This is a genomic window from Burkholderia sp. B21-005, assembly GCF_020843965.1.
GTDB classification, from domain to species: domain Bacteria; phylum Pseudomonadota; class Gammaproteobacteria; order Burkholderiales; family Burkholderiaceae; genus Burkholderia; species Burkholderia ambifaria.
The window spans coordinates 465,083-491,185 of the sequence record NZ_CP086301.1 but is presented as its reverse complement, the minus strand read 5'-3'; the positions used below and the strand labels follow the sequence as shown (position 1 = coordinate 491,185).

Sequence of the window (26,103 nt, the reverse complement as noted above, 5' to 3'; positions counted from 1 at the left end):
TTCCTTCCTTCTACTCAGTGTGCGGCGGGCACCGTGCCCGCCGCGGATTGGTTCGTCAGCGCGTCAACCACGCGCTCCATCTTCATGTACCGCGAGCCCTTCACGAGCACCGTCGCCTGTGCGCCGTAGCCCGCCGCGAGCAGCGCCGCCACCAGCGCGCCGACGTCGCCGAAATGGCGGGCCGTGTCGCCGTACGCCGTGCACGCATCGCGCGACGCGTCGCCAAGCGCGAACAGCGCATCGATGCCGCGCTCGCGCGCATACGCGCCGATCTCGCGGTGGAATGCCGGGCCTTCGTCGCCGACCTCGCCCATGTCGCCGATCACCAGCACGCGCGGCGCCGGTTGCGCGGCCAGCACGTCGATCGCCGCGCGCATCGAGTCAGGGTTTGCGTTGTAGGTGTCATCGACGACCGTCGCGCCCGCGAGGCTGCCGACGTCCGCCTGCCGGACCTGCAGACGACCCTTGACCGGTTCGAACGATTCGAGGCCCTGCTTGATCGCCGCCAGCTCGATGCCCGCCGCGAGCGCAGCCGCCGCCGCCGCCAATGCGTTGCGTGCGTTGTGCTCGCCGAGCGCGCGCAGGCGCACCGTCACCGCGCCCGACGGCGTGTCGATCGCAAGCTCGCCGCCGTGCAGACGGCCCGTGACCTGCGCTTCGACCTGCCGTTCGGCATCGTGCAGCGCGAAATCGAGGATCGGGTTGCCGGTCGCCGCGACGCGCCAGATGCCCGCGTACGCATCGTCGGCCGGAAACACCGCGACGCCGTCCGGCGTCAGCGCGTGGATCACGGCCGCGTGCTCGAGCGCAACGGCTTCGACCGTCGCCATGAATTCCTGGTGCTCGCGCTGTGCGTTGTTGACGAGCGCGACGGTCGGTGCCGCGAAGCGCGCGAGGATGTCGGTCTCGCCCGGGTGGTTCATCCCGAGTTCGATCACCGCGACGCGATGCGCGCCGGACAGGCGCAGCAGCGTCAGCGGCACGCCGATGTCGTTGTTCAGGTTGCCGGCCGTCGCCAGTCGCGCGTCGGCGCCGACTGCCGCCGCGAAGATCGACGCGATCATTTCCTTGACGGTCGTCTTGCCGTTGCTGCCCGTCACCGCGACGAGCGGCACCGCGAAGCGCTTGCGCCAGCCGTGTGCGAGCGCGCCGAGCGCGGCACGCGTTTCACCGCCCTCGACGACCGGCATCGCGAGACCCGCCGGCACGTGCGCGACGAGGGCCGCGGCTGCGCCACGCGCAGCCACGTCGCCCAGGAAGTCGTGCGCGTCGAAGCGGTCTCCCTTCAGCGCGACGAACAAGTCGCCCGGGCCGACCGTGCGACTGTCCGTCGACACGCGCTCGAACGTCGTGTCCGGATCGCCGTGGACGGTGGCGCCGGGAATCAGGCGGGCGGCTTCGCCGAGACTGAGCATCGTCATTCGCCGCCTCCCTTGCCGTGCGTCGCGCGTGCCGCGAGCGCGAGCCGTGCGTGATCCTGATCGGAGAACGCGCGCTTCTTGCCCATGATTTCCTGCGTCGCCTCGTGACCCTTGCCGGCCAGCACGACGACATCCTCGCGGGCGGCGCCGCGCACGGCCTGCAGGATCGCGCTTGCGCGATCCTCGATGCGGCGCGCGCGATCGGGCGCCGTCATGCCCGCGACGACCTGGTCGATGATGCGCTGCGGATCTTCGCTGCGCGGGTTGTCGCTCGTGACGACGACTTCGTCCGCGAGCCGCTCGGCGATCGCGCCCATCAGCGGGCGTTTCGTCGTATCGCGATCGCCGCCGCAGCCGAACATGCAAACGAGCCGGCCGCCGCGCGCGGCCGCGATCGGGCGCAACGCGTCGAGCGTCTTCTCGAGCGCATCGGGCGTATGCGCATAGTCGATCACGACCAGCGGTTCGTCGTTCTGCAGCCGGCCGCCCAGGCGCTGCATGCGGCCATTGACGGACTCGAGCCGTGCGATCTCCGCGACCGCCGCGTCGAACGGCACGTCGGCCGCGAGCAGCGAGCCGAGCACCGCGAGCAGGTTGCTGACGTTGAACGCGCCGAGCGTGCCGACCTCGACGTCCGCGTCGCCCCACGACGAACGCAGGTGGAACGCCGTGCCCGTGGCGGTGGCGCGCACGTCGAGCGCGACCAGTTCGCGATCGGCGTCGGGCCCCTGCGCGTCGCCGATCCCGTATGCGATCGTGCGCACGCGGCCGGCCAGCTTCTCGAGCAGGCGGCGGCCGGCTGCGTCGTCGCGATTGACGACCGCCGCGCGCAGGCCGCGCCACGCGAACAGCTTCGCCTTCGCGGCTTCGTACGCGTCGAACGTGCCGTGATAGTCGAGGTGATCCTGGGTGAGGTTCGTGAAGACGGCGATGTCGAATGCCGTGCCATTCACGCGGCCCTGATGCAGCGCGTGCGACGACACTTCCATCGCGACGGCCTTCGCGCCCGCGTCGTGCAGCTGCGCGAGGCTTCGCTGCAGCTGCGGCGCGTCCGGCGTGGTGAAGCCGGTCGGTACCAGATGCCCGTGCATGCCGCTGCCGAGCGTGCCGATCACCGCGCACGGCTGGTGCAGCGCCGTCAGCGCGGCGGCGATCCATTGCGTGCACGACGTCTTGCCGTTCGTGCCGGTCACGCCGATCGCGAGCAGGCTGTCGCTCGGGTCGCCGTACCAGCCGCTGGCAATCTCGCCGGCCAGTTGGTCGAGCGCCGGCACCGCGAGTGCGACGGGCACGGCCGGTGCGGCCGAAAGACCTTCCGGCTGATACAGCACGGCGGCCGCGCCACGGGCGACGGCATCGGCAATGAAGGCGCGATTGTCTGCCCCGTCGACCGCATAGCCGAGAAACACGTCGCCGGCCTGCAGGCTGCGCGTGTCGGCATGCAGTTGCGCCGCGGGGGCCACATGCTGGCGCAGCCACGCAAGCGCGGCTGCGATCTGCTGATGCGCCGGATGGGAACTGCGAGCGGCGCTCATCGAACAACTCCTGGTGAATTACGTGTCGTGCTGGATACGATCATATGCTTCGCACCGCTGCCCGCGGCGAGCTTTTGCGGGCCCGGCTTGGCGGGCGCGCCCGGCGCGTCGTCGGACACGACCAGCTGCTTGATCGGCATGTTCGGCGGCACGTTCAGCGCGCGCATCGTATCGCCGGCGATCGCAGAGAATACGGGGCCCGACACCTGGCCGCCGAAGTGGCTGCCGGCGGTCGGTTCGTCGACCGACACCGCAACGACGATGCGCGGATTCGGCATCGGCGCCATCCCGACGAACGACGCGCGGTACTTGCGCGTGTAGCCGTGGCCTTCATGCTTGTACGCGGTACCGCTCTTGCCGCCGACGCGATAACCCGGCACCGCGGCGTCCGGCGACGTACCGCCCGGCGCGACCACGGTCTCGAGCATCGTGCGCACTTCGCGCGCGGTGGTCGGCGTGAATACCTGCGTGCCGGTGATCTGCTGGTTGGGGTCGGTCTTGAAAATGGTGACCGGCATCATCTCGCCGTCGTGCGCGATCGCGGTGTACGCGCGCGCAAGCTGGAACAGCGACACCGACAGGCCATAGCCGTACGACATCGTCGCCTGCTCGATGCGGCGCCAGCTCTTCCACGGACGCAGGCGGCCGGCCGCGGCGCCCGGGAAACCGACCTTCGGCGCCTGGCCGAGGCCGATGCTCGTGTACATATTCCACATTTCCTCGGGCCGCATCGTCATCGCGATCTTCGTCGCGCCGATGTTGCTCGACTTCTGGATCACGCCGCCGACCGTCAGCGTGCCGAAGCCCGCATCATCGGTGATCGGCGCGCCGTCGAGCACGAAGTGGCCGTTGCCCGTCTCGACGAGCGTGTTCGGCGTCACGCGATGCAGGTCGAGCGCGAGCGACACCGTGAACGGCTTCATGATCGAGCCCGGCTCGAACACGTCGGTGAGGATCCGGTTGCGCAGCTGCTCGCCCGTCAGGCGCGTACGGTCGTTCGGGTTGTAGGTCGGATAGTTGACCAGCGCGAGCACCTCGCCGGTGCGCACGTCGACGACCATCGCCGCGCCGGCCTTCGCCTTGAACTTCTCGACGGCGGCCTTCAGGTTCGCATAGGCGATGTACTGGATCTTGCTGTCGATCGACAGGCCGACGTCCGTCCCGTTGTGCGGGGGAATCTGTTCGGCGACGTCCTCGACGATGTGCCCCAGCCGGTCCTTGATCACGCGGCGCACGCCGGACGTGCCGGACAGCATTTTCTGGTCGCCGAGCTCGACGCCTTCCTGACCTTCGTCCTCGACGTTCGTGAAGCCGATCAGGTGGGCGGTGATCTCGCCTTCCGGATAAAAGCGCTTGTACTCGTTGCGCTGATAGATACCGGGGATATCGAGCGCGGCGACCTTGTCCGCGACGTCGATCGGCACCTGGCGCTTTACATAGACGAAACCCTTGTCTTCCGACAGCTTCACGCGCAGTTCCTTCGGCGTCATGCCGAGGAGCTTGCCGAGCTGGTTGATCTTGTCCGCGCCGAGATCGTCCGGCACGGCGTCCGGAATCGCCCAGATCGCACGCACGGGCAGACTCGTCGCGAGCACGAGCCCGTTACGGTCGAGGATCTTGCCGCGCGTGGCGGGCAGCTCGAGCGTGCGCTGATAGCGGCTTTCGCCCTGCTTCTGATAGAACGCGTTGCCGGGCCCCTGGATCCAGAACGCCCGCGCGGCGAGCGCGACGAACGCCATGAACAGCATGAACACGACGAGTTTCGAGCGCCACATCGGCAGGTGCACGCCGAGCACGGGGCTCGACGAGAATTTCACGTCCTGGCGCTTTTGCGACGGCTTCATCGCGCGCCCCCCTTACCCTTGGTGGCCGCGTCGGCCGAGGCGGGAATCGGCGCGTCGATCGCCTTCACGGCGCCCGGCGGCAGCGTCAGGTATTGGGTGCGGCCCGTCGTGATCGGCTGCATCTTCAGCGAATCGTTCGCGAGTTGCTCGATGCGCGACGTCTTCGACAGCGCGCTCTGCTGATATTGAAGCTGCGCATAGTCCTGCTGGAGCTGACGCTCCTGCGACTGCGCGCGCTGCAGCTGGATGAAGATCTGGCGCTGCTGGTTCGTCGAGTTGACGACCGACAGCGCGCAGCCCATCACGATGATCAGCAGGAAGATATTGAAGCGGCTCATGGCGTGACGCGCTCCGCGATGCGCATCACGGCCGACCGGGCGCGCGGATTCGCGACGACTTCCGCTTCGCTCGGGAATTGACGGCTGATTATCTTGAGCGGCGGGCTCGGGAGGTCGACGGCACGGATCGGCAGGCGACGATCGACCGCGGGCGCACTCGCGTGCGCCTGCATGAATCGCTTGACGATCCGGTCCTCGAGTGAATGAAAGCTGATGACCACCAGCCGCCCCCCTTGCTCCAGCAACGACAATGCCGCGTCTAGTACGACTTGCAGGTCCGCAAGCTCTTGATTGACGTGAATCCGTATAGCCTGAAAGGTGCGGGTTGCCGGATCCTTGCCCTTCTCACGGGTTTTGACGACGTGACCCACGATTTGGGCAAGCTCGCCCGTGGTGTCGAGAGGCCCAAGACGGTCGGACTCTGCCCGGCGAGCAACAAGCGCCTTTGCAATCTGAAAAGCAAACCGTTCTTCCCCATAATCCCGTATCACCTCCGTCAATTCCTGCACCGAAGCCCGCGCGAGCCACTCGGCCGCCGACTCCCCACGCGTCGGATCCATTCGCATGTCCAGCGGGCCATCGGCGCGAAAGCTGAAGCCGCGCGCCGGATCGTCCACCTGCGGCGAAGACACGCCCAGGTCCAGCAACACACCCGACACCTTCTCGATACCGCGCGCCGCAAGCGCGTCGCGCATCGATGCAAAGCTGTCATGCACGATCGAGAAGCGCGCATCCTCGATGCGCTGCGCTGTCTCGATCGCCCTCGGATCCTTGTCGAACGCGATCAGCCGGCCGGCCTCCGCCAGTCGCGCGAGTACCGCGCCGCTATGGCCGCCGCGCCCGAACGTGCCGTCGACATAAATGCCGTCCGGCCGCGTCACGAGCGACTCGACTGCTTCGTCCAACAGCACGGTCCGATGCTGCAATTCATTTCCCATCGCGGGCGTCTCCGTCACCGCAATCAGAACGTAAAGTTCTTGAGCGCATCGGGCATGCCCTGCGCCATCGCCGCCTGCTCCTTCGCGATGTAGGTCTGCGAATCCCACAGCTCGAAGTGACTACCCATTCCCAACAACATGACTTCCTTTTCCAGTCCGGCTGCCATCCGCAGCTCGGGCGATACGAGAATCCGGCCCGCGCTGTCGAGATCGACATCCATCGCATTGCCGAGAAAAATTCGTCGCCACCAATGGGCGTCCATCGGCAGCGCGGCGATCTTGGCGCGGAATACTTCCCATTCGGGGCGCGGAAACAGCAACAGGCAGCCGTCCGGGTGCTTGGTCACAGTCACCCGTCCTTCTGCCTGTCCTTGCAGCGCTTCGCGATAGCGAGACGGCACCGACATCCGCCCTTTCGCATCGAGCGTCAGCGCCGACGCCCCTTGGAACACTTTCCGCTCTCCCGTTCAGGGCACCGAAGCACCCGCCCAACGCTCAAGAATTTAGCCCGAACAGCCCGCCAAATCACACAAAAATACACTTTCTCACACTGTCTCCCACTTTAGAGGAAGGGTTTGGCACGGTCAAGGGAGCGGCCCGGTTTTTTGACGAATTTTGTTAGTTAGAACAAGGACTTACGCGCACATGCTCATGCCACCCCTCATTCCAAAAACCGTTATAAATGAATGGGCTAGGGAAGCTTGTGAAGGTGATACGTGAGAAAGGCGGGCCAGACTGGTGTGCGGACGGGACTTTCGGGGGCGGGAAAACGCGGAAAAAACGGGCGGCATCGGGATCGGCGGACCGGAGCGACGTCGTGCGTCGCCCCGGTCCGGATTTCAGAGATAGTACGCTGTGCTCGTCATGACTTTCGACGCGGCGCGCATCAGCATCCGCGCGGGCAGCGGCAGTTCGACCCCGCCGGCGTCGGTCGCGGCCTTGCCGTGCTTGACCTCGTCGAGCCGCATCTGCTCGACGATCGCGCGCGACGCCGTATCGGGGGCCGGCAACTCGGAAAGGTGCCCGTCGAGATGGCTCTCGACCTGACGCTCCGTCTCCGCCATGAAGCCGAGGCTGACCTTGTCGCCCAGCGTGCCAGCCGCGACGCCGACCACGAGCGCGCCGGCGTACCACAGCGGGTTGAGCAGGCTCGGACGCGAATCGAGCTCCTTCAGCCGATGTGCGGTCCACGCGAGGTGATCCTCCTCCTCGCGTGCAGCTTCCTCGAACATCGCTTTCGACGACGACGAGCGCGCGGTCAGCTTCTGCGCCTGATAAAGCGCCTGCGCACAGACCTCGCCGACGTGGTTCACGCGCATCAGCCCGGCGGCATGCGCGCGCTCCGCGGGCGTCAGTTCGCCGGCGGGCGGCTCCGCCGGCACGGGCACCGGGCGGCTCATCCGGCTAATGCCGGTCAGCGATCGCAAGCCGCGATCGAATTCGCTGATCAGTTCATCCAACACCATCCTGTTCTCCTGGCTGCGTGTGCCGCCGCGGGCGGCAAAGGCACGTGCTCCGCTGCGTAACCGACTTGATTATTCAGCGGAAATTGCGGTTAACCCGTGATTTTAACCATTGTTGCATAAAGGAAACATGGCGACCTTGAGCCACGGCATTTCGCTTTGTCCGAAAAATCGGTTTTGCTACATTACGTGCGACTTCTTGCGAAGTTGATGGGGCCCGTCAACACAACAACTATCCGCCCCGCCAAAAAAATTCAGTGATTCTTGGAGATCCGTTAATGAAAAAGTCGCTTCTCGCGCTCGTCGCGCTGGGCGCGTTCGCTGGCGCAGCTCATGCGCAAAGCAGCGTGACGCTTTACGGCATCATCGATGAAGGCTTCATCTTCAACAACAACGCGAAGGGCGGCCACCTGTACGGTCTGTCGAGCGGCGTGATGCAAGGCAGCCGCTTCGGCCTGCGCGGTACTGAAGATCTGGGCAGCGGCCTGAAGGCGATCTTCGTGCTCGAGAACGGTTTTGACGTCAACTCAGGCAAGCTCGGCCAAGGCGGCCTGATGTTCGGCCGCCAGGCTTACGTCGGCCTGTCGAGCCAGTTCGGTACGGTCACGCTGGGTCGTCAGTACGACTCCGTCGTCGACTTCGTCGGCCCGCTCGAGGCAGGCGACCAGTGGGGCGGCTACATCGCTGCTCACCCGGGCGACCTCGACAACTTCAACAACGCATACCGTGTGAACAACGCGGTCAAGTACACGAGCCCGACCTACGGCGGCTTCTCGTTCGGCGGCATGTACAGCTTCGGCGGTCAAGCCGGCCAGTTCTCGAAGAACCAGGTCTGGTCGCTCGGCGCCGGTTACAACAACGGCCCGCTGGTGTTGGGTGTCGGCTACTTGAACGCACGCACGCCGGCAAACTTCGGCGGCATGTTCAACACCGGCGCGTCGGCTGCCGCGACGGCCGTGTCGTCGCCGGTCTACGGCGCGTACGCGAACAGCGCGAACACGTACCAGGTCATCGGCGCGGGCGGTGCGTATACGTTCGGCGCAGCGACGATCGGCGCGACGTACTCGAACACGAAGTTCAAGGGCTTCTCGGTTGGTCCGTTCGTGAACCAGACCGCGACGTTCAACAACGGCGAAATCAACTTCAAGTATCAGCTGACCCCGGCGCTGATCGTCGGCGCCGCGTATGACTACACGCAAGGCAGCAAGATCGACGGCAACTCGGCAGCCAAGTACCACCAGGGTTCGCTGGGCGTCGACTACTTCCTGTCGAAGCGCACGGACGTCTACGTGATCGGCGTGTACCAGCATGCATCGGGCAACGCGCTCGACGCGGCAGGCAACGTCGTTCAGGCACATGCTTCGATCAACGGTCTCGACCCGTCGACGACCAGCAACCAGGTCGCAGCCCGAGTCGGCATCCGTCACAAGTTCTAATCAGCTTGCCTGACAAGCCGCAGCATATTGAAGGCGCCTTCGGGCGCCTTTTTCTTTTTGGCGCCGGGAAGCGAAGCCGGGAACGGAACGGTCGGAGCACGCCGCGTTGACTGCAACGTATCGTTCGCGGGGCTCCATCGACGCGCGCGCCTTAGCCGATTGCTCGCGGAATGCGCCGAGCGCCATTCAGCGTGGGCAACCCGGTTGAGGCGTTCCATCGGCTGCGACGCGCCCGGTCGAACGCGCGTCGTTCCGGCGATAGCCGAATCGGTGCGTCGCAGCCCCGATGCCGGCATCACAAACGAAAAAGCCCGGCACAGGCCGGGCTCGTTGTTCGACTTCGGTGTTACGCGCGTCCGTCGCGCAATTCGCGCCGCAGGATCTTGCCAACGTTCGTCTTCGGCAGCTCCGTGCGGAACTCGACGAGTTTCGGCCGCTTGTAGCCGGTGAGCCGCTCCTTGCAGTACGCGAGGATGTCCTTGTCAGTAAGCGCCGGATCCTTCTTCACGACGAACAGCTTCACGGCTTCGCCCGAGTGCTCGTCCGGCACGCCGACCGCCGCCACCTCGAACACGCCCGGGTGGGACGCCACCACGTCCTCGACCTCGTTCGGATACACGTTGAAGCCGGATACCAGGATCATGTCCTTCTTCCGGTCGACGATCTTCACATAACCGCGCGCGTCCATCACGCCGACGTCGCCGGTCTTGAAGAAACCGTCCGGGAACATGACCTTCGCGGTTTCATCCGGACGGTTCCAGTAGCCGGCCATGACCTGCGGTCCGCGGATGCAGATCTCGCCCGGCTCGCCGAGCGCGACGTCGGTGCCGGCATCGTCGCGAATGGCAATCTCGGTCGACGGCAGCGGCAGGCCGATCGTCCCGCTGTACTCGGTCGCCGTCACGGGATTGCAGGTGGCAACCGGCGACGTTTCGGACAGGCCATACCCTTCGACGATCGCCGTATGGGTCTTCTCATACCAGCGCTTCGCAACGCCTTCCTGGATCGCCATGCCGCCGCCGTTGGCGATCGCAAGCTTCGACAGGTCGAGCTGGTTGAATTCGGGATGGTTCAGCAGCGCGTTGTACAGCGTGTTGACGGCCGGGATCGTCGAGATCTGGTAACCCTTCAGCTCCTTGATCATGCCGCCGATGTCGCGCGGGTTCGGAATCAGGATACCCATGCCGCCCGTGCGCATCGTCAGGAAACCGCAGACCGTCAGCGCAAACACGTGATAGAGCGGCAGCGCGACGACCGTCACGAACTGCTTCACGTCGGGGTACTTCTCGTGTGCGGGATGGTGCCACGCGCCGGCCTGCAGCACGTTCGACACGATGTTCCGGTGCAGCAGCGTCGCGCCCTTCGCGACACCCGTCGTACCGCCCGTGTACTGGAGGAACGCGACGTCGTCGGGGCCGAGCTTCTGCGGCTTGAAGGTCTGGCGGGCGCCTTCCGACAGCGCGGCCTTGAAGCGCGTAAACGACGGAAGCTGCCAGGCCGGCACCATCTTCTTCACGTTGCGCACGACGTAATTGACCAGCCAGCCCTTGATGCCCAGCAGGTCACCCATCGACGCGACCACCACATGCTTGACCGCGGTATTGGCGATGACGGCCTGCAACGTCGACGCGAAGTTCTCGAGGATGACGATCGCCTCCGCCCCGCTGTCCTTCAGCTGATGTTCGAGCTCGCGCGGCGTATAGAGCGGGTTGACGTTGACGACGGTGTAGCCTGCGCGCAGCACCGCGACGATCGCCACCGGATATTGCAGCACGTTCGGCATCATGAGGGCGACGCGCGCGCCGCGCGTCAGACCGCGCGACTGCAGCCACGCGCCGAACTGGCGCGACAGCGCATCGAGCTCGCCGTACGTGATGCTCTTGCCCATGCAGACGAACGCCTTGCGGTCGCGATATTGCCTGAAGCTTTCGTCGAGGAGATCCGGAATGGAAGGATACGGGGACGCGTCAATTTCGGCTGGAACGCCGGGTGGGTACGATTTCAGCCAAATTTTGTCCATACTGCGCGTCTCCTCACAGATTTTCGAATGGTCGTGCTAAAACGCATCGTAACGGCTCGCCCGTCCCGAGACAACAGGGTTAGATGCCCACTTCCAACTTTCGAATGATTTCGTCTGATCATATCTCGAAGTTCGGTCAAATCCGCTCAACTTCGACGAGACAATCGTAAAACGTCGCCGAGTTGCCGAGATCGGTCAGCGCCTGGCTCGTCACTTCGTTCGCATTGCGCCCATCCGCCGATAATTTCTTCCACCAGATCGACAGCCCGACGACGAGCCCCTCCCGCGCGCGATCGGTCACTCTCGCGACCGCCTGCATCGAGCCGCGGTCGTTGAAGATGCGCACGACATCGCCCTCCCGGATGCCGCGCGCATCGGCGTCGGCCGGGTGCAAGTCGAGATGCGGCTGGCCTTCCGTGCTGCGCAGGCTCTCCACGTTGACGAACGTGCTGTTCAGGAAATGCCGTGCAGGCGGCGAAATCATGGCGAGCGGATAGCGGGCGGCGAGTTCGGGCGCGGCCTCCGCTGATTCGAACGGCGGCAGGTAATCGGGCACCGGGTCCATGCCCATCTGTTCGAGTCGCGCGCTATGGAACTCGCATTTGCCGGACGGCGTACGGAAGCCGCCATTCGCGAAAGGCGCGTCCGCCACCTTGAGCTTCAGCCAGCCGGCACGCTTCAACGTATCCCAATTGCTGTCGAGCGCCGGGTCGTCCCAACGGAGCGCGGCCTGCGCGACCTCTTCATCGCTGTGGAAAAGCGCGGGCTCGTCGAGCCCCATGCTGCGGGCAATGCCACGAAAGATTTCAGTGTTCGGCCGTGCGTCGCCGACCGGTGGAATCGCCGGCAGATTCGCCATCACATAGGTGTGGCCGTACGACTTGTGGACGTCGAGATGCTCGAGCTGGGTCGTGGCCGGCAACACAATGTCGGCGAAATCGGCCGTATCTGTCTTGAAGTGCTCGAGAACGACCGTGAACAGATCTTCTCGCGCGAACCCCGCCGCTACTTTCGACGAGTCGGGCGCGACCGCGACCGGATTCGAATTGTAGACAATCACCGCTTCGACTTTCGGCCCGAAAGCCGCATCGCCCGGATTCAGCAACGCGTCGCCGATCGCGTTCATGTTGATGATGCGCGGCAGCTTGTGCGGCCAGCCGGGCATCAGATCGGGGCGCAGCAGCGCCGCCCGATTGACCGGCGCCGATTCCGACGACGACAGCAGCAACCCGCCGGCCCGATCGCGCCACGCGCCGGTCAGCGCAGGCAGGCTCGCGACCGCGCGCACGGCATTGCCGCCGCCGCGTACGCGCTGCATGCCGTAATTGAGGCGGATCGCTGCCTTGCGGGTCGCGCCGTAACGACGTGCGAGTTCGATCAGCTCCGACGCTTCGATGCCGCAGATCCGTGCGACGCGTTCCGGCGGATAGGACAGGGCTCGCGCCTTGAGCGCATCGAAGCCAAGCGTATGACACGCGATGTAGTCGTGATCGAGCAGATCTTCGGTAATCAGCACATGCATCATCCCGAGCGCGAACGCACCATCGGTGCCCGGTTTCAAAGCGATGTGCTGGTGACATTTCTCCGCCGTGAGCGAGCGGTACGGATCGATCGCAACCAGACGGGCGCCGCGACGCTTGGCTTCCTGCGCGCGGGTCCAGAAATGCAGGCTCGATGCGATGGGATTGGCGCCCCAGATCAGGATCAGCTCGCTTTCCTCGAAATGCTCGAGATGCATGCCGACGCTTCCGCCGTACGTATAGCGCAGCCCTGCCGCGCCGGCCGCGGAGCAAATTGCCCGCTCGAGCCGCGACGCGCCGAGTTTGTGGAAGAACCGCTGCGCAATGCCTTCGCCCTGCACAAGCCCCATCGTTCCCGCATAGCTGTACGGCACGATCGCCTCCGGCGCGCGCGCGGCGATTTCACCGAGGCGGCGACCAATCTCGTCGAACGCTTCGCTCCAGCTGATCGGCGCGAAACGCCCTTCTCCCTTCGCGCCGACGCGCTTGAGCGGAACGGTAAGACGGTCCGGATGATGAACGCGGTCTGCATATCGGCTGACTTTCGTACACAACACGCCTTGCGTGGGCGGATGGCCGGGATCGCCCGTGACCTTGATCGCCCGGCCGTTTTCGACGGTCACGCGCATTGCGCACGTGTCCGGACAATCGTGTGGGCATACGGCCCGAGCTATCTGAGTGGCGGCGTTCATCGTTCCGAATGCATCTGGGTAGAGAGGATTCGCAAATTTTACGTGGACGGGCCGAATAAGACGTCAATTCGTATGAATTTCCCGTCTATTTTGGAGAAAAGCAGTAACGGAGGATGTGAATATCGACGGTGGAGCGGCTTCGAACGGCCGGTGCGGTGGTACGGGTGCGGAAGCAACCTTGATCGCGGTTTCGCTACGTCGACCCGGATCGCAGGTTTGATCGGAGATAGAGACGAATAGGCCCGTGAACTGATCAGGATGACGGAATCTGGCGGGTGGGCGTTACAACTTGAGCGACAACAGGGGGAATCCGATTGCTTGAGCACACTCGGAATACCCCGCGCATTTGCATTCGAGAGGCCGACATGGCCGGCCCGCCGAGCCGCCGCGCCCCGCTCGCTGCCACCGCTCTTTTCCGCCGCCGAAATGCAAAAACCCCCGCCTTTTCGGGCGGGGGTTTCTGGCTTAGGGAGCCTGACGATTACCTACTTTCACACGGGAATCCGCACTATCATCGGCGTAGAGTCGTTTCACGGTCCTGTTCGGGATGGGAAGGGGTGGGACCGACTCGCTATGGTCATCAGGCAAAGAGGGTTGTCACGTTGCTTCGCAACGCGACCAATCTGGGAAGAAGCAGTAATTTTGAGTTGTGTGTATCACACACGAGAATCCAACTTGTCCGACGCGCTCTGTTAGCGCGAAACAGACTTGTTATAGGATCAAGCCTTACGGGCAATTAGTATCAGTTAGCTGAACGCATTACTGCGCTTACACACCTGACCTATCAACGTCCTGGTCTCGAACGACCCTTCAAGGGGATCTAGTCCCCAGGGATATCTCATCTTAAGGCGAGTTTCCCGCTTAGATGCTTTCAGCGGTTATCTCTTCCGAACATAGCTACCCGGCGATGCCACTGGCGTGACAACCGGTACACCAGAGGTTCGTCCACTCCGGTCCTCTCGTACTAGGAGCAGCCCCCTTCAAATATCCAACGCCCACGGCAGATAGGGACCAAACTGTCTCACGACGTTTTAAACCCAGCTCACGTACCTCTTTAAATGGCGAACAGCCATACCCTTGGGACCGGCTACAGCCCCAGGATGAGATGAGCCGACATCGAGGTGCCAAACACCGCCGTCGATATGAACTCTTGGGCGGTATCAGCCTGTTATCCCCAGAGTACCTTTTATCCGTTGAGCGATGGCCCTTCCATACAGAACCACCGGATCACTATGACCTGCTTTCGCACCTGCTCGACTTGTCGGTCTCGCAGTTAAGCACGCTTATGCCATTGCACTATCAGCACGATTTCCGACCGTACCTAGCGTACCTTCGTACTCCTCCGTTACGCTTTGGGAGGAGACCGCCCCAGTCAAACTGCCTACCATGCACTGTCCCCGACCCGGATCACGGGCCAAGGTTAGAACCTCAAACAAACCAGGGTGGTATTTCAAGGACGGCTCCACCGAAACTAGCGTTCCGGTTTCATAGCCTCCCACCTATCCTACACAGATCGGTTCAAAGTCCAATGCAAAGCTACAGTAAAGGTTCATGGGGTCTTTCCGTCTAGCCGCGGGTAGATTGCATCATCACAAACACTTCAACTTCGCTGAGTCTCGGGAGGAGACAGTGTGGCCATCGTTACGCCATTCGTGCAGGTCGGAACTTACCCGACAAGGAATTTCGCTACCTTAGGACCGTTATAGTTACGGCCGCCGTTTACCGGGACTTCAATCAAGAGCTTGCACCCCATCATTTAATCTTCCGGCACCGGGCAGGCGTCACACCCTATACGTCCACTTTCGTGTTTGCAGAGTGCTGTGTTTTTATTAAACAGTCGCAGCCACCAGTTTATTGCAACCCCTTCACCCTCTGCGCGCAGGCGCATCAAGCTACAAGGGCGTACCTTATCCCGAAGTTACGGTACCAATTTGCCGAGTTCCTTCTCCCGAGTTCTCTCAAGCGCCTTAGAATACTCATCTCGCCCACCTGTGTCGGTTTGCGGTACGGTCATCGTTAGACTGAAGCTTAGAGGCTTTTCTTGGAACCACTTCCAATTGCTTCGCTCCCTAAGGAGCTCGCGCCACACCCTTGAATTACGCACCCGGATTTGCCTAAGTGCCTTCTCCAATGCAGCGACCGGGACTTCCAACACCCGGACAACCTTCCGCGATCCGTCCCCCCATCGCATCTAACAATGGTGCAGGAATATTGACCTGCTTCCCATCAGCTACGCATTTCTGCCTCGCCTTAGGGGCCGACTCACCCTACGCCGATGAACGTTGCGTAGGAAACCTTGGGCTTACGGCGAGGGGGCCTTTCACCCCCTTTATCGCTACTCATGTCAGCATTCGCACTTCCGATACCTCCAGCACGCTTTTCAACGCACCTTCGCAGGCTTACGGAACGCTCTCCTACCATGCGTGCAAAGCACGCATCCGCAGCTTCGGTATATAGCTTAGCCCCGTTACATCTTCCGCGCAGGACGACTCGATCAGTGAGCTATTACGCTTTCTTTAAAGGGTGGCTGCTTCTAAGCCAACCTCCTGACTGTTTTAGCCTTCCCACTTCGTTTCCCACTTAGCTATATTTGGGGACCTTAGCTGGCGGTCTGGGTTGTTTCCCTCTTGACACCGGACGTTAGCACCCGATGTCTGTCTCCCGTGATTGCACTCTTCGGTATTCGGAGTTTGCTATGGCGGGGTAATCTGCAATAGACCCCCCAACCATGACAGTGCTCTACCCCCGAAGGTGAGACACGAGGCACTACCTAAATAGTTTTCGGAGAGAACCAGCTATTTCCAAGTTTGTTTAGCCTTTCACCCCTATCCACAGCTCATCCCCTAACTTTTCAACGTTAGTGGGTTCGGACCTCCAGTACGTGTTACCGCACCTTCATCCTGGCCATGGATAGATCACTTGGTTTCGGGTCTACGCCCAGCAACTGAACGCCCTATTCGGACTCGCTTTCGCTACGCCTGCCCTATACGGTTAAGCTTGCTACTGAACGTAAGTCGCTGACCCATTATACAAAAGGTACGCCGTCACCCCTTACGAGGCTCCGACTGTTTGTATGCATGCGGTTTCAGGATCTATTTCACTCCCCTCCCGGGGTTCTTTTCGCCTTTCCCTCACGGTACTGGTTCACTATCGGTCGATCACGAGTATTTAGCCTTGGAGGATGGTCCCCCCATCTTCAGACAGGATTTCACGTGTCCCGCCCTACTTGTCGTACACTTAGTTCTTTCATACTGTTTTCGCCTACAGGGCTATCACCTGCTATGGCCGCACTTTCCAGAGCGTTCGGCTAACAATACAAATAAAGAGTACAAGGCTCATCCCATTTCGCTCGCCACTACTTTGGGAATCTCGGTTGATTTCTTTTCCTGCGGTTACTTAGATGTTTCAGTTCACCGCGTTCGCTTCGCATGGCCTATGTATTCAGCCATGGATACTCCAAAAGGAGTGGGTTTCCCCATTCGGACATCTACGGATCAAAGCTCGTTTGCCAGCTCCCCGTAGCTTTTCGCAGGCTACCGCGTCCTTCATCGCCTGTGATCGCCAAGGCATCCACCACATGCACTTGTTCGCTTGACCCTATAACGAGTCTGTCTCGTTACAGGTTGAGTTCTCGCGTTGTGCCGTATTCCAATTGAGTCAAACATAGAGTTCGAATCATCTTGAGATACATCGATACAATCACAACCCGGATAACTTTCACGTCCATCTCATAGACGCTTCCGCTATCCAAATTACTTACTTCTTCCAGATTGTTAAAGAACGACAGCCGATATGGTGTTACTCATATCACTCTGACTGGCTCAATCGCCAATGCAAAATTCTCGGTTCAGTGTCTGAACCAAGCCCTTAGCGTTGGTGATTGGTGGAGGCAGACGGGATCGAACCGACGACCCCCTGCTTGCAAAGCAGGTGCTCTCCCAGCTGAGCTATGCCCCCATGTGTACAGAGATCTCAGGTTTCAGCCTAGCGGTAGAGGTATTCGTCAGCGCTGAAGCGCTAACGACCACCGACACGTCAGACAATGGTGGGTCTGGTTGGATTCGAACCAACGACCCCCGCCTTATCAAGACGGTGCTCTAACCGACTGAGCTACAGACCCCTGAGTCTGTCTTTAATTTACAGCCGATAAGCGTGAGCGCTCAACTTTGCGAGAAGCTCTGGAAAGGAGGTGATCCAGCCGCACCTTCCGATACGGCTACCTTGTTACGACTTCACCCCAGTCATGAATCCTACCGTGGTGACCGTCCTCCTTGCGGTTAGACTAGCCACTTCTGGTAAAACCCACTCCCATGGTGTGACGGGCGGTGTGTACAAGACCCGGGAACGTATTCACCGCGGCATGCTGATCCGCGATTACTAGCGATTCCAGCTTCATGCACTCGAGTTGCAGAGTGCAATCCGGACTACGATCGGTTTTCTGGGATTAGCTCCCCCTCGCGGGTTGGCAACCCTCTGTTCCGACCATTGTATGACGTGTGAAGCCCTACCCATAAGGGCCATGAGGACTTGACGTCATCCCCACCTTCCTCCGGTTTGTCACCGGCAGTCTCCTTAGAGTGCTCTTGCGTAGCAACTAAGGACAAGGGTTGCGCTCGTTGCGGGACTTAACCCAACATCTCACGACACGAGCTGACGACAGCCATGCAGCACCTGTGCGCCGGTTCTCTTTCGAGCACTCCCACCTCTCAGCAGGATTCCGACCATGTCAAGGGTAGGTAAGGTTTTTCGCGTTGCATCGAATTAATCCACATCATCCACCGCTTGTGCGGGTCCCCGTCAATTCCTTTGAGTTTTAATCTTGCGACCGTACTCCCCAGGCGGTCAACTTCACGCGTTAGCTACGTTACTAAGGAAATGAATCCCCAACAACTAGTTGACATCGTTTAGGGCGTGGACTACCAGGGTATCTAATCCTGTTTGCTCCCCACGCTTTCGTGCATGAGCGTCAGTATTGGCCCAGGGGGCTGCCTTCGCCATCGGTATTCCTCCACATCTCTACGCATTTCACTGCTACACGTGGAATTCTACCCCCCTCTGCCATACTCTAGCTTGCCAGTCACCAATGCAGTTCCCAGGTTGAGCCCGGGGATTTCACATCGGTCTTAACAAACCGCCTGCGCACGCTTTACGCCCAGTAATTCCGATTAACGCTCGCACCCTACGTATTACCGCGGCTGCTGGCACGTAGTTAGCCGGTGCTTATTCTTCCGGTACCGTCATCCCCCGGTTATATTAGAACCAAGGATTTCTTTCCGGACAAAAGTGCTTTACAACCCGAAGGCCTTCTTCACACACGCGGCATTGCTGGATCAGGCTTTCGCCCATTGTCCAAAATTCCCCACTGCTGCCTCCCGTAGGAGTCTGGGCCGTGTCTCAGTCCCAGTGTGGCTGGTCGTCCTCTCAGACCAGCTACTGATCGTCGCCTTGGTAGGCCTTTACCCCACCAACTAGCTAATCAGCCATCGGCCAACCCTATAGCGCGAGGCCCGAAGGTCCCCCGCTTTCATCCGTAGATCGTATGCGGTATTAATCCGGCTTTCGCCGGGCTATCCCCCACTACAGGACATGTTCCGATGTATTACTCACCCGTTCGCCACTCGCCACCAGGTGCAAGCACCCGTGCTGCCGTTCGACTTGCATGTGTAAGGCATGCCGCCAGCGTTCAATCTGAGCCAGGATCAAACTCTTCAGTTTAAACCTGTTACTGTTTTCGGTTCGGTTAAGAACCGGTCGCTCACTCAAAGCTGACAGGAATATGAATTGCTTCATAAACCTGACTTACTTTAGTGTGAGACTCTTGATACTTTCGCTATCTGATCCGAGGATCAGCTCGCTTCCATCAAGCGCCCACACTTATCGGCTGTTAATTTTTAAAGAGCATTTCTGCGAGAAACCTTCTGTTTCCCAGCAGCGCTGCGTTTTCAGCAGCAGAGAAGCGAGATTATGAACCGTCTTTCTTCGCTCGTCAACAACTTTCTGAACTGCTTCGTTGCGACGGCGGGGGTTCAACTTCGTGTGCGCCGGGGTTCCTACAACCTACCCTCGACAGCACCGCTTCCCTTCCCTCCCGCGCCGCGTTTCCGTTAGCGCGAAAGAGGCGTGATCTAGCACCCCACCCCGTCTCCGCAAGCCCCTTTGTGAAAATATTTTGAAAAAGCCCCCGTGCGCTGCCGCGCACGGGGGCTGGGGGTTCGTTGCACCAGGAAATCATGCCGGCGACCGACACCCGTCGCCATCGAATCAGCGGTTCTTGAATACCGGCTTCCGCTTCTCGACGAATGCCGCCATCCCTTCCTTCTGATCTTCGGTCGCGAACAGCGAATGGAACAGTCGACGCTCGAAATGAACGCCCTCGGCCAGCGTCGTCTCATACGCACGGTTCACCGACTCCTTGACCATCATGACCGCCGGCAGCGAAAACTCGGCGATCGTCGTCGCCGCGGCAATCGCTTCGTCGAGCAACTTGTCGGCCGGCAGCACGCGCGACACGAGCCCTGCCCGCTCCGCCTCGGCCGCATCCATGAAGCGCGCGGTCAGGCACATGTCCATCGCCTTCGCCTTCGACACCGCGCGCGGCAGGCGCTGCGTGCCACCCGCACCCGGCATCACGCCCAGCTTGATTTCGGGCTGGCCGAACTTGGCCGTATCCGCCGCGAAGATGATGTCGCACATCATTGCAAGCTCGCAGCCGCCGCCGAGCGCGAACCCCGCCACGGCAGCAATGATCGGCTTGCGGATCTCGCGGACGGTCTCCCAGTTACGCGTGATGTAGTCGCCGCGGTAGACATCCATATAGGAATAGGTCGCCATCATGCCGATGTCGGCCCCGGCCGCGAACGCCTTTTCGCTCCCCGTCACGACGATCGCGCCGATCTCGTCGTCCGCGTCGAACGCCTTCAGCGCAGCACCCAATTCATCCATCAACGCGTCGTTCAGCGCATTGAGCGCCTTCGGACGGTTGAGCGTGACCAGCCCGACCCTACCCCGGGTCTCCACCAGGATGTTCTCGTAAGACATCTATTTCTCCTCGATCAATGAAATGAGAAACGCCTCGCACACGCGAATAGTTTGATGCTACCATTCTCCGACCAACCGGTCGGTTAATTAATCGGTCCAATTCCTCTCAACGTCCATCAGGCCGCCGTCATGACCCATGCACTGTTCACGAAGCACGAAGACACGCTGAAACACGCCCTCGCCGCCATCGAGAGCCGCGGGTACTGGAGCCCGTTCGCGGAAATGCCAAGTCCCAAAGTGTACGGGGAAAGCGCCAACGCCGAGGGTGAAGCGGCGTTCAAAGCACACCTCGGCAACACGTTCGTGCTCAACCAGCCGGCGTCCGGCGGAACCGTCGGCGCGGAGCAGTCGCCGTACGGGATCGCACTCGGCATCCGCTATCCGAAATCGACGCCCGACGAGCTGATTGCAGCGGCCGCCGCTGCCCAGCGTGCATGGCGCGAAGCGGGCCCGAGCGCGTGGATCGGCGTCAGCCTCGAAATCCTCGCGCGGCTGAACCGCGCAAGCTTCGAGATTGCCTACAGCGTGATGCACACCACGGGCCAGGCGTTCATGATGGCGTTCCAGGCCGGCGGCCCGCATGCGCAGGATCGCGCACTCGAAGCAGTCGCCTATGCGTGGGACGAACTGCGTCGCATCCCCGCCGATGCGCACTGGGAAAAGCCGCAAGGCAAGAACCCGCCGCTCGCGATGCACAAGCGCTATACGATCGTCCCGCGCGGCACCGGCCTCGTGCTCGGATGCTGCACGTTCCCGACCTGGAACGGCTACCCCGGCCTGTTCGCCGACCTGGCGACCGGCAACACGGTGATCGTCAAACCCCACCCGGGTGCGATCCTGCCGCTCGCGGTCACGGTTCGCATCGCCCGCGACGTGCTGCGCGAGGCCGGCTTCGATCCGAACGTCGTCACGCTCCTCGCAACCGAGCCGAACGACGGCGCCCTCGTCCAGAACCTCGCGCTGCGTCCTGAAATCAAGCTGATCGACTTCACGGGCAGCACGCAAAACGGCACGTGGCTCGAACGCCATGCCCATCAGGCCCAGGTGTATACGGAGAAGGCCGGCGTCAATCAGATCGTGATCGACTCGACCGACGACCTGAAGGCCGCGGCCAAGAACATCGCGTTCTCGCTGGCGCTGTACTCCGGCCAGATGTGCACCGCACCGCAGAACATCTACGTGCCGCGCGACGGCATCCGGACGGCGGACGGCCACGCGAGCTTCGACGAAGTCGCGCAGGCGATCGCCGTGTCCGTGCAGAAGCTGACCGGCGACCCGGCTCGCTCGGTCGAACTGATCGGCGCGATCCAGAACGACGGCGTGACCGCGCGCATCGACGACGCCCGCAAGCTCGGCCGCGTGCTCGCCGACAGCCAGACGCTCCAGCACCCGGCGTTCGCCGACGCTCGCGTGCGCACGCCGCTGGTGCTGCAGCTCGACGTGGCCGACCGCGCGAAATTCACGCAGGAGTGGTTCGGCCCGATCTCGTTCGTGATCGCGACCGACTCGACCGCACAGTCGCTCGATCTCGCCGGCGAAATCGCCGCGGAGCATGGCGCGCTGACGCTTTCCGTCTGCAGCACTGACGACAAGGTCCTCGACGCCGCGCACGATGCGGCGGTGCGTGGCGGCGTCGCGCTGTCGATCAACCTGACGGGTGGTGTGTTCGTCAACCAGTCGGCCGCGTTCTCCGACTTCCACGGCACCGGTGCGAACCCGGCCGCCAACGCGGCGCTGGCCGACCCGGCGTTCGTCGCCAATCGGTTCCGCGTGGTGCAAAGCCGCGTCCATGTTGCGCCGAAGGCAGTGCCCGCGGAAGTCGGCCAGACTGCATAACCCGAATGGCCGACGTGCAAACGCCGCCACGTTCCCTACCATGAACGAATCCGCCACCCGGCGGGTTCGTTGCACATCGACACACCCATGACCGACGCCTACATCTGCGACGCGATTCGCACCCCCATCGGCCGCTACGGCGGCGCCCTGAAAGACGTTCGTGCCGACGATCTCGGCGCGGTGCCGCTCAAGGCGCTGATCGAACGCAACCAGAACGTCGACTGGTCGGCGATCGACGACGTGATCTACGGCTGCGCGAACCAGGCCGGCGAAGACAACCGCAACGTCGCGCGCATGTCCGCGCTGCTCGCGGGCCTGCCGACCGCCGTGCCGGGCACGACGCTGAACCGGTTGTGCGGCTCGGGCATGGACGCCGTCGGCACGGCCGCGCGCGCGATCAAGGCGGGCGAGGCACGCTTGATGATCGCGGGCGGTGTGGAAAGCATGACGCGTGCGCCTTTCGTGATGGGCAAGGCCGCCAGCGCATTCGCGCGCCAGGCCGCCATTTTCGACACGACGATCGGCTGGCGCTTCATCAATCCGCTGATGAAACAGCAATACGGCGTCGATTCGATGCCCGAGACGGCCGAGAACGTCGCGGTCGACTACAACATCAGCCGCGCCGACCAGGATCTGTTCGCGCTGCGTAGCCAGCAGAAGGCCGCGCGTGCGCAGCAGGACGGCACGCTCGCCGCTGAAATCGTCCCGGTCACGATTGCGCAGAAAAAAGGCGACGCGCTCGTCGTATCGCTCGACGAGCATCCGCGCGAAACGTCGCTCGAAGCGCTCGCGAAGCTGAAGGGTGTCGTGCGTCCCGACGGCTCGGTGACGGCCGGCAACGCGTCGGGCGTCAACGACGGCGCATGCGCACTGCTGCTCGCCAACGCGGAAGCCGCCGATCAATATGGGCTGCGCCGCCGCGCGCGTGTCGTCGGCATGGCGAGCGCCGGCGTCGAGCCGCGCGTGATGGGTATCGGCCCGGCGCCAGCCACGCAGAAACTGTTGCGCCAGCTCGGCATGACGATCGACCAGTTCGACGTGATCGAGCTGAACGAAGCGTTCGCCTCGCAGGGTCTCGCGGTGCTGCGCATGCTCGGTGTCGCCGACGACGATCCGCGCGTGAACCCGAACGGTGGTGCGATCGCGCTCGGCCATCCGCTCGGCGCATCGGGTGCCCGGCTCGTGACCACGGCGCTTCACCAACTCGAGCGTACGGGCGGCCGCTTTGCGCTCTGTACGATGTGCATCGGCGTCGGCCAGGGCATCGCGATCGCGATCGAACGCGTGTAACCGACGCGCCGCGCGCCTATAACGAAGTCATGAAGGAGACTCTGCATGTCATATCAGGCGATCCAGCTGGATATCGATCAGGCTGCCCACGTGGCCGCGATCACCCTCAACCGTCCGGACAAGCTGAACAGCTTCACGCGGGCGATGCACCGCGAACTGCAGTCGGCACTCGATGAAGTCGAGGCGAGCGGCGCGCGTGCGCTGATCCTGACGGGTGCGGGGCGCGGCTTCTGCGCGGGCCAGGACCTGGCCGACCTCGACTTCACGCCAGGCGCGTCCACCGACCTCGGCACGCTGATCGACGAGTATTTCAATCCGCTGATCCGCCGCCTGCAACGCATGCCGATTCCGGTGATCGCCACCGTCAACGGCACGGCGGCCGGCGCCGGTGCGAATCTCGCGCTCGCATGCGACATCGTATTTGCCGCGCGCTCGAGCAGTTTCATCCAGGCCTTCGTCAAGATCGGGCTCGTACCCGATTCGGGCGGCACCTGGTTCCTGCCGCAACGCGTCGGCATGGCCCGCGCGCTCGGGCTCGCCCTGACCGGCGACAAGCTCGGGGCCGAACAGGCCGAACAATGGGGCTTGATCTGGCGCGCGGTCGACGACGATGCGCTCGCCGCGTCGGCCCGTCAGGTCGCCAACCAGCTCGCGCAGCAGCCGACGCTCGCGATCGCATCGATCAAGCAGTCGATGCGCGACAGCATGACGAATACGCTCGACCAGCAGCTCGACCTCGAACGCGACCTGCAGCGCAAGCTCGGCCAGTCGGCCGACTACGCGGAAGGCGTCAAGGCGTTCATCGAGAAGCGCGCGCCGCGCTTCGAGGGGCGTTAACATGACCACGTCCACCGACACGCTCGCCCCCGATGCGCTCGCCCGTGCGACGGCCCAGGCCATGTACGATGCGGACGCCTGCAGCCGCGCGTTCGGCATGGAAATCGCCGAAGTACGCGCCGGCTACGCTCGCCTGCAGATGCGCGTCCGGCCGGAATTCCTGAACGGACACCAGACCTGCCACGGCGGCATCATCTTCACCCTCGCCGATTCGACGTTTGCGTTCGCGTGCAACTCGTACAACCTGAATACCGTTGCGGCGGGCTGCTCGATCGAATACCTGCGTCCCGTGTACGGCAATGACCTGCTGACGGCCGAGGCGATCGAACAGACGCGCAGCGGCCGGCACGGCATCTACGACATCCGCGTCACGAACCAGACAGGCGAAACGGTCGCAATGTTTCGCGGCAAATCGACCCAGATCAAGGGCACGGTCCTCCCGGAAGACCGCTGACGTCCACGGCTCGCTCATAACAATCACTGGAGACACGCATGACTACCCCGCTACCGCTCGAGCCAATCGAGACCGCCTCACGCGACGAGCTGACCGCGCTGCAACTCGAACGCCTGAAATGGTCGCTCCGGCATGCGTATGAGCACTCCCCGGTCTATCGCCGCAAATTCGACGAAGCGGGCGTGCATCCCGACGACCTGAAAACGCTCGCGGATCTGTCGCGCTTCCCGTTCACGACCAAGAGCGACCTGCGCGACAACTATCCGTTCGGGATGTTCGCGGTGCCGCAGGACCAGATCTCGCGCATTCACGCGTCGTCGGGCACGACCGGCAAGCCGACCGTCGTCGGCTATACGGCGCGCGACATCGACACGTGGGCGAATCTCGTCGCGCGCTCGATCCGCGCGGCCGGCGCGCGCCGCGGCGACAAGGTTCACGTCAGCTACGGCTACGGGCTGTTCACGGGCGGGCTCGGCGCGCACTACGGCGCCGAACGCGCGGGGCTGACGGTGATCCCGTTCGGCGGCGGCCAGACCGAGAAGCAGGTGCAGCTGATCCAGGATTTCCGGCCCGACATCATCATGGTGACGCCGAGCTACATGCTGTCGATCGCCGACGAGATCGAGCGCCAGGGCCTCGATCCCGCGCAAAGCTCGCTGCGCATCGGCATCTTCGGCGCGGAACCGTGGACCAACGACATGCGCGTGGCCATCGAGCAGCGAATGGGCATCGATGCGGTCGACATCTACGGGCTGTCCGAAGTGATGGGTCCGGGCGTCGCATCGGAATGCGTCGAGACCAAGGACGGCCCGACCATCTGGGAAGACTACTTCTATCCGGAAATCATCGATCCCGAGACCGGTGAAGTGCTGCCGGACGGCGAACTCGGCGAGCTGGTCTTCACGTCGCTGACGAAGGAAGCATTGCCGATCGTCCGCTACCGGACGCGCGACCTGACGCGTCTGCTGCCCGGAACCGCGCGCACGATGCGCCGAATGGAAAAAATCACCGGGCGTTCGGACGACATGATGATCGTGCGGGGTGTCAACGTCTTCCCGACGCAAATCGAGGAACAGCTGCTGAAGCAACACGCGCTCGCGCCGCACTATCAGATCGTGCTGACGAAGGAAGGGCCGCTCGACGTGCTGACGCTCAACGTCGAACCGTGTCCCGAAACGGCCCCCGACACGGCGGCGATCCATGCGGCCAGGCAGGCGCTCGCGCACGACATCAAGTCGCTGATCGGCGTGACGGCCGTGATCAACGTGCTACCCGTGAACGGGATCGAGCGCTCGGTCGGCAAAGCTCGCCGCGTGATCGACAAGCGCAAGGGCTGACACCCGCCGCGGCCCCATCGCCACGCGAAGCAGCAATCGCGCACGCAAAAAAACAGCCCGACCGGCCAACAAACCGATCGGGCTGTTTCGTTTCGATGCCCGGC

The 26,103-nt window shown here is 62.6% G+C and carries 16 protein-coding genes, 2 tRNA genes and 3 rRNA genes; 6 read left to right on the top strand and 15 right to left on the bottom strand.

What is annotated here, in order from left to right; genetic code table 11:
* Positions 1 to 14 precede the first annotated feature (14 nt).
* The 7 genes from LMA02_RS02310 to coq7 all read right to left on the bottom strand — a co-directional run bounded on the left by LMA02_RS02310 (position 15) and on the right by coq7 (position 7,542).
* Positions 15 to 1,421: a UDP-N-acetylmuramoyl-tripeptide--D-alanyl-D-alanine ligase gene (locus tag LMA02_RS02310; RefSeq protein ID WP_228906739.1), complete on the bottom strand. Its 1,407-nt coding sequence runs from the start codon at positions 1,419 to 1,421 to the stop codon at positions 15 to 17.
* On the bottom strand, positions 1,418 to 2,956 hold the full coding sequence (locus tag LMA02_RS02305; RefSeq protein WP_228906737.1) for a UDP-N-acetylmuramoyl-L-alanyl-D-glutamate--2,6-diaminopimelate ligase: 1,539 nt from the start codon (positions 2,954 to 2,956) through the stop codon (positions 1,418 to 1,420). Before LMA02_RS02305 ends, LMA02_RS02310 begins: the two co-directional genes overlap by 4 nt.
* Positions 2,953 to 4,800, bottom strand: a complete 1,848-nt coding sequence (locus LMA02_RS02300; protein ID WP_228906735.1) for a peptidoglycan D,D-transpeptidase FtsI family protein — start codon at positions 4,798 to 4,800, stop codon at positions 2,953 to 2,955. Before LMA02_RS02300 ends, LMA02_RS02305 begins: the two co-directional genes overlap by 4 nt.
* Complete coding sequence (gene ftsL / locus LMA02_RS02295; RefSeq protein ID WP_166722693.1) at positions 4,797 to 5,138, bottom strand: cell division protein FtsL; 342 nt, start codon at positions 5,136 to 5,138, stop codon at positions 4,797 to 4,799. The genes LMA02_RS02300 and ftsL overlap by 4 nt, the downstream gene beginning before the upstream one ends.
* Complete coding sequence (gene rsmH / locus LMA02_RS02290; protein ID WP_228906733.1) at positions 5,135 to 6,076, bottom strand: 16S rRNA (cytosine(1402)-N(4))-methyltransferase RsmH; 942 nt, start codon at positions 6,074 to 6,076, stop codon at positions 5,135 to 5,137. Before rsmH ends, ftsL begins: the two co-directional genes overlap by 4 nt.
* A gap of 23 nt (positions 6,077 to 6,099) precedes the next feature.
* Positions 6,100 to 6,528, bottom strand: a complete 429-nt coding sequence (gene mraZ, locus LMA02_RS02285) for a division/cell wall cluster transcriptional repressor MraZ (protein WP_006752433.1) — start codon at positions 6,526 to 6,528, stop codon at positions 6,100 to 6,102.
* 387 nt (positions 6,529 to 6,915) lie between these two features.
* Entirely contained in the window at positions 6,916 to 7,542 is a 627-nt protein-coding gene (coq7, locus tag LMA02_RS02280; protein WP_228906731.1) for a 2-polyprenyl-3-methyl-6-methoxy-1,4-benzoquinone monooxygenase, read from the bottom strand.
* A gap of 275 nt (positions 7,543 to 7,817) precedes the next feature.
* Between coq7 and LMA02_RS02275 the strand changes: the two genes are divergently transcribed.
* On the top strand, positions 7,818 to 8,975 hold the full coding sequence (locus LMA02_RS02275; RefSeq protein ID WP_228906729.1) for a porin: 1,158 nt from the start codon (positions 7,818 to 7,820) through the stop codon (positions 8,973 to 8,975).
* 346 nt (positions 8,976 to 9,321) lie between these two features.
* On the opposite strand, the gene LMA02_RS02270 is transcribed toward LMA02_RS02275, so the two are convergent.
* The 8 genes from LMA02_RS02270 to LMA02_RS02235 form a co-directional block, all read right to left on the bottom strand.
* A complete protein-coding gene (locus LMA02_RS02270) occupies positions 9,322 to 10,995 on the bottom strand; it encodes a long-chain fatty acid--CoA ligase (RefSeq protein ID WP_228906727.1) in 1,674 nt (557 codons plus the stop codon).
* 136 nt (positions 10,996 to 11,131) lie between these two features.
* Positions 11,132 to 13,207 (bottom strand): molybdopterin-containing oxidoreductase family protein, encoded by a 2,076-nt coding sequence (locus LMA02_RS02265; protein ID WP_228906725.1) that lies wholly within the window; start codon positions 13,205 to 13,207, stop codon positions 11,132 to 11,134.
* Positions 13,208 to 13,679: 472 nt separating this feature from the next.
* A 5S ribosomal RNA gene (rrf, locus tag LMA02_RS02260) occupies positions 13,680 to 13,792 on the bottom strand.
* A gap of 130 nt (positions 13,793 to 13,922) precedes the next feature.
* Positions 13,923 to 16,804: ribosomal RNA gene (locus LMA02_RS02255) — 23S ribosomal RNA — on the bottom strand.
* 284 nt (positions 16,805 to 17,088) lie between these two features.
* A tRNA-Ala gene (locus tag LMA02_RS02250) sits at positions 17,089 to 17,164 on the bottom strand.
* Between the two features lie 86 nt (positions 17,165 to 17,250).
* Positions 17,251 to 17,327: transfer RNA gene (locus LMA02_RS02245), tRNA-Ile, on the bottom strand.
* A gap of 62 nt (positions 17,328 to 17,389) precedes the next feature.
* Positions 17,390 to 18,922, bottom strand: a 16S ribosomal RNA gene (locus LMA02_RS02240).
* Together the 16S, 23S and 5S rRNA genes with 2 tRNA genes alongside form the textbook arrangement of a ribosomal RNA operon.
* 546 nt (positions 18,923 to 19,468) lie before the next feature.
* Positions 19,469 to 20,245: an enoyl-CoA hydratase gene (locus tag LMA02_RS02235; protein WP_006762438.1), complete on the bottom strand. Its 777-nt coding sequence runs from the start codon at positions 20,243 to 20,245 to the stop codon at positions 19,469 to 19,471.
* Positions 20,246 to 20,374: 129 nt separating this feature from the next.
* On the opposite strand from LMA02_RS02235, the gene paaN reads away from it, so the two are divergent.
* From paaN to paaK, 5 genes are all read left to right on the top strand, one after another.
* Positions 20,375 to 22,081 (top strand): phenylacetic acid degradation protein PaaN, encoded by a 1,707-nt coding sequence (paaN, locus tag LMA02_RS02230; RefSeq protein ID WP_228906723.1) that lies wholly within the window; start codon positions 20,375 to 20,377, stop codon positions 22,079 to 22,081.
* Positions 22,082 to 22,168: 87 nt separating this feature from the next.
* Positions 22,169 to 23,371, top strand: a complete 1,203-nt coding sequence (gene pcaF / locus LMA02_RS02225; protein WP_228906721.1) for a 3-oxoadipyl-CoA thiolase — start codon at positions 22,169 to 22,171, stop codon at positions 23,369 to 23,371.
* A gap of 45 nt (positions 23,372 to 23,416) precedes the next feature.
* Positions 23,417 to 24,208, top strand: a complete 792-nt coding sequence (gene paaG, locus LMA02_RS02220; RefSeq protein ID WP_228906719.1) for a 2-(1,2-epoxy-1,2-dihydrophenyl)acetyl-CoA isomerase PaaG — start codon at positions 23,417 to 23,419, stop codon at positions 24,206 to 24,208.
* Between the two features lies 1 nt (position 24,209).
* The gene (paaI, locus tag LMA02_RS02215; protein WP_228906717.1) at positions 24,210 to 24,662 is read left to right on the top strand and encodes a hydroxyphenylacetyl-CoA thioesterase PaaI; all 453 of its coding nucleotides are present in this window, start codon (positions 24,210 to 24,212) and stop codon (positions 24,660 to 24,662) included.
* Positions 24,663 to 24,700: 38 nt separating this feature from the next.
* Entirely contained in the window at positions 24,701 to 25,999 is a 1,299-nt protein-coding gene (gene paaK, locus LMA02_RS02210; protein WP_228906715.1) for a phenylacetate--CoA ligase PaaK, read from the top strand.
* Positions 26,000 to 26,103: the final 104 nt, after the last annotated feature.

Excerpts from the sequence above, each read along its gene's own strand:
- paaG (WP_228906719.1), top strand. The coding sequence starts at position 23,417 with ATGTCATATCAGGCGATCCAGCTGGATATCGATCAGGCTGCCCACGTG.
- LMA02_RS02300 (WP_228906735.1), bottom strand. The coding sequence starts at position 4,800 with ATGAAGCCGTCGCAAAAGCGCCAGGACGTGAAATTCTCGTCGAGCCCC.
- LMA02_RS02270 (WP_228906727.1), bottom strand. The coding sequence starts at position 10,995 with ATGGACAAAATTTGGCTGAAATCGTACCCACCCGGCGTTCCAGCCGAA.
- LMA02_RS02305 (WP_228906737.1), bottom strand. The coding sequence starts at position 2,956 with ATGAGCGCCGCTCGCAGTTCCCATCCGGCGCATCAGCAGATCGCAGCC.
- LMA02_RS02275 (WP_228906729.1), top strand. The coding sequence starts at position 7,818 with ATGAAAAAGTCGCTTCTCGCGCTCGTCGCGCTGGGCGCGTTCGCTGGC.
- rsmH (WP_228906733.1), bottom strand. The coding sequence starts at position 6,076 with ATGGGAAATGAATTGCAGCATCGGACCGTGCTGTTGGACGAAGCAGTC.
- LMA02_RS02310 (WP_228906739.1), bottom strand. The coding sequence starts at position 1,421 with ATGACGATGCTCAGTCTCGGCGAAGCCGCCCGCCTGATTCCCGGCGCC.
- paaN (WP_228906723.1), top strand. The coding sequence starts at position 20,375 with ATGACCCATGCACTGTTCACGAAGCACGAAGACACGCTGAAACACGCC.
- ftsL (WP_166722693.1), bottom strand. The coding sequence starts at position 5,138 with ATGAGCCGCTTCAATATCTTCCTGCTGATCATCGTGATGGGCTGCGCG.
- paaI (WP_228906717.1), top strand. The coding sequence starts at position 24,210 with ATGACCACGTCCACCGACACGCTCGCCCCCGATGCGCTCGCCCGTGCG.
- LMA02_RS02265 (WP_228906725.1), bottom strand. The coding sequence starts at position 13,207 with ATGAACGCCGCCACTCAGATAGCTCGGGCCGTATGCCCACACGATTGT.
- paaK (WP_228906715.1), top strand. The coding sequence starts at position 24,701 with ATGACTACCCCGCTACCGCTCGAGCCAATCGAGACCGCCTCACGCGAC.
- LMA02_RS02235 (WP_006762438.1), bottom strand. The coding sequence starts at position 20,245 with ATGTCTTACGAGAACATCCTGGTGGAGACCCGGGGTAGGGTCGGGCTG.
- pcaF (WP_228906721.1), top strand. The coding sequence starts at position 22,169 with ATGACCGACGCCTACATCTGCGACGCGATTCGCACCCCCATCGGCCGC.
- coq7 (WP_228906731.1), bottom strand. The coding sequence starts at position 7,542 with ATGGTGTTGGATGAACTGATCAGCGAATTCGATCGCGGCTTGCGATCG.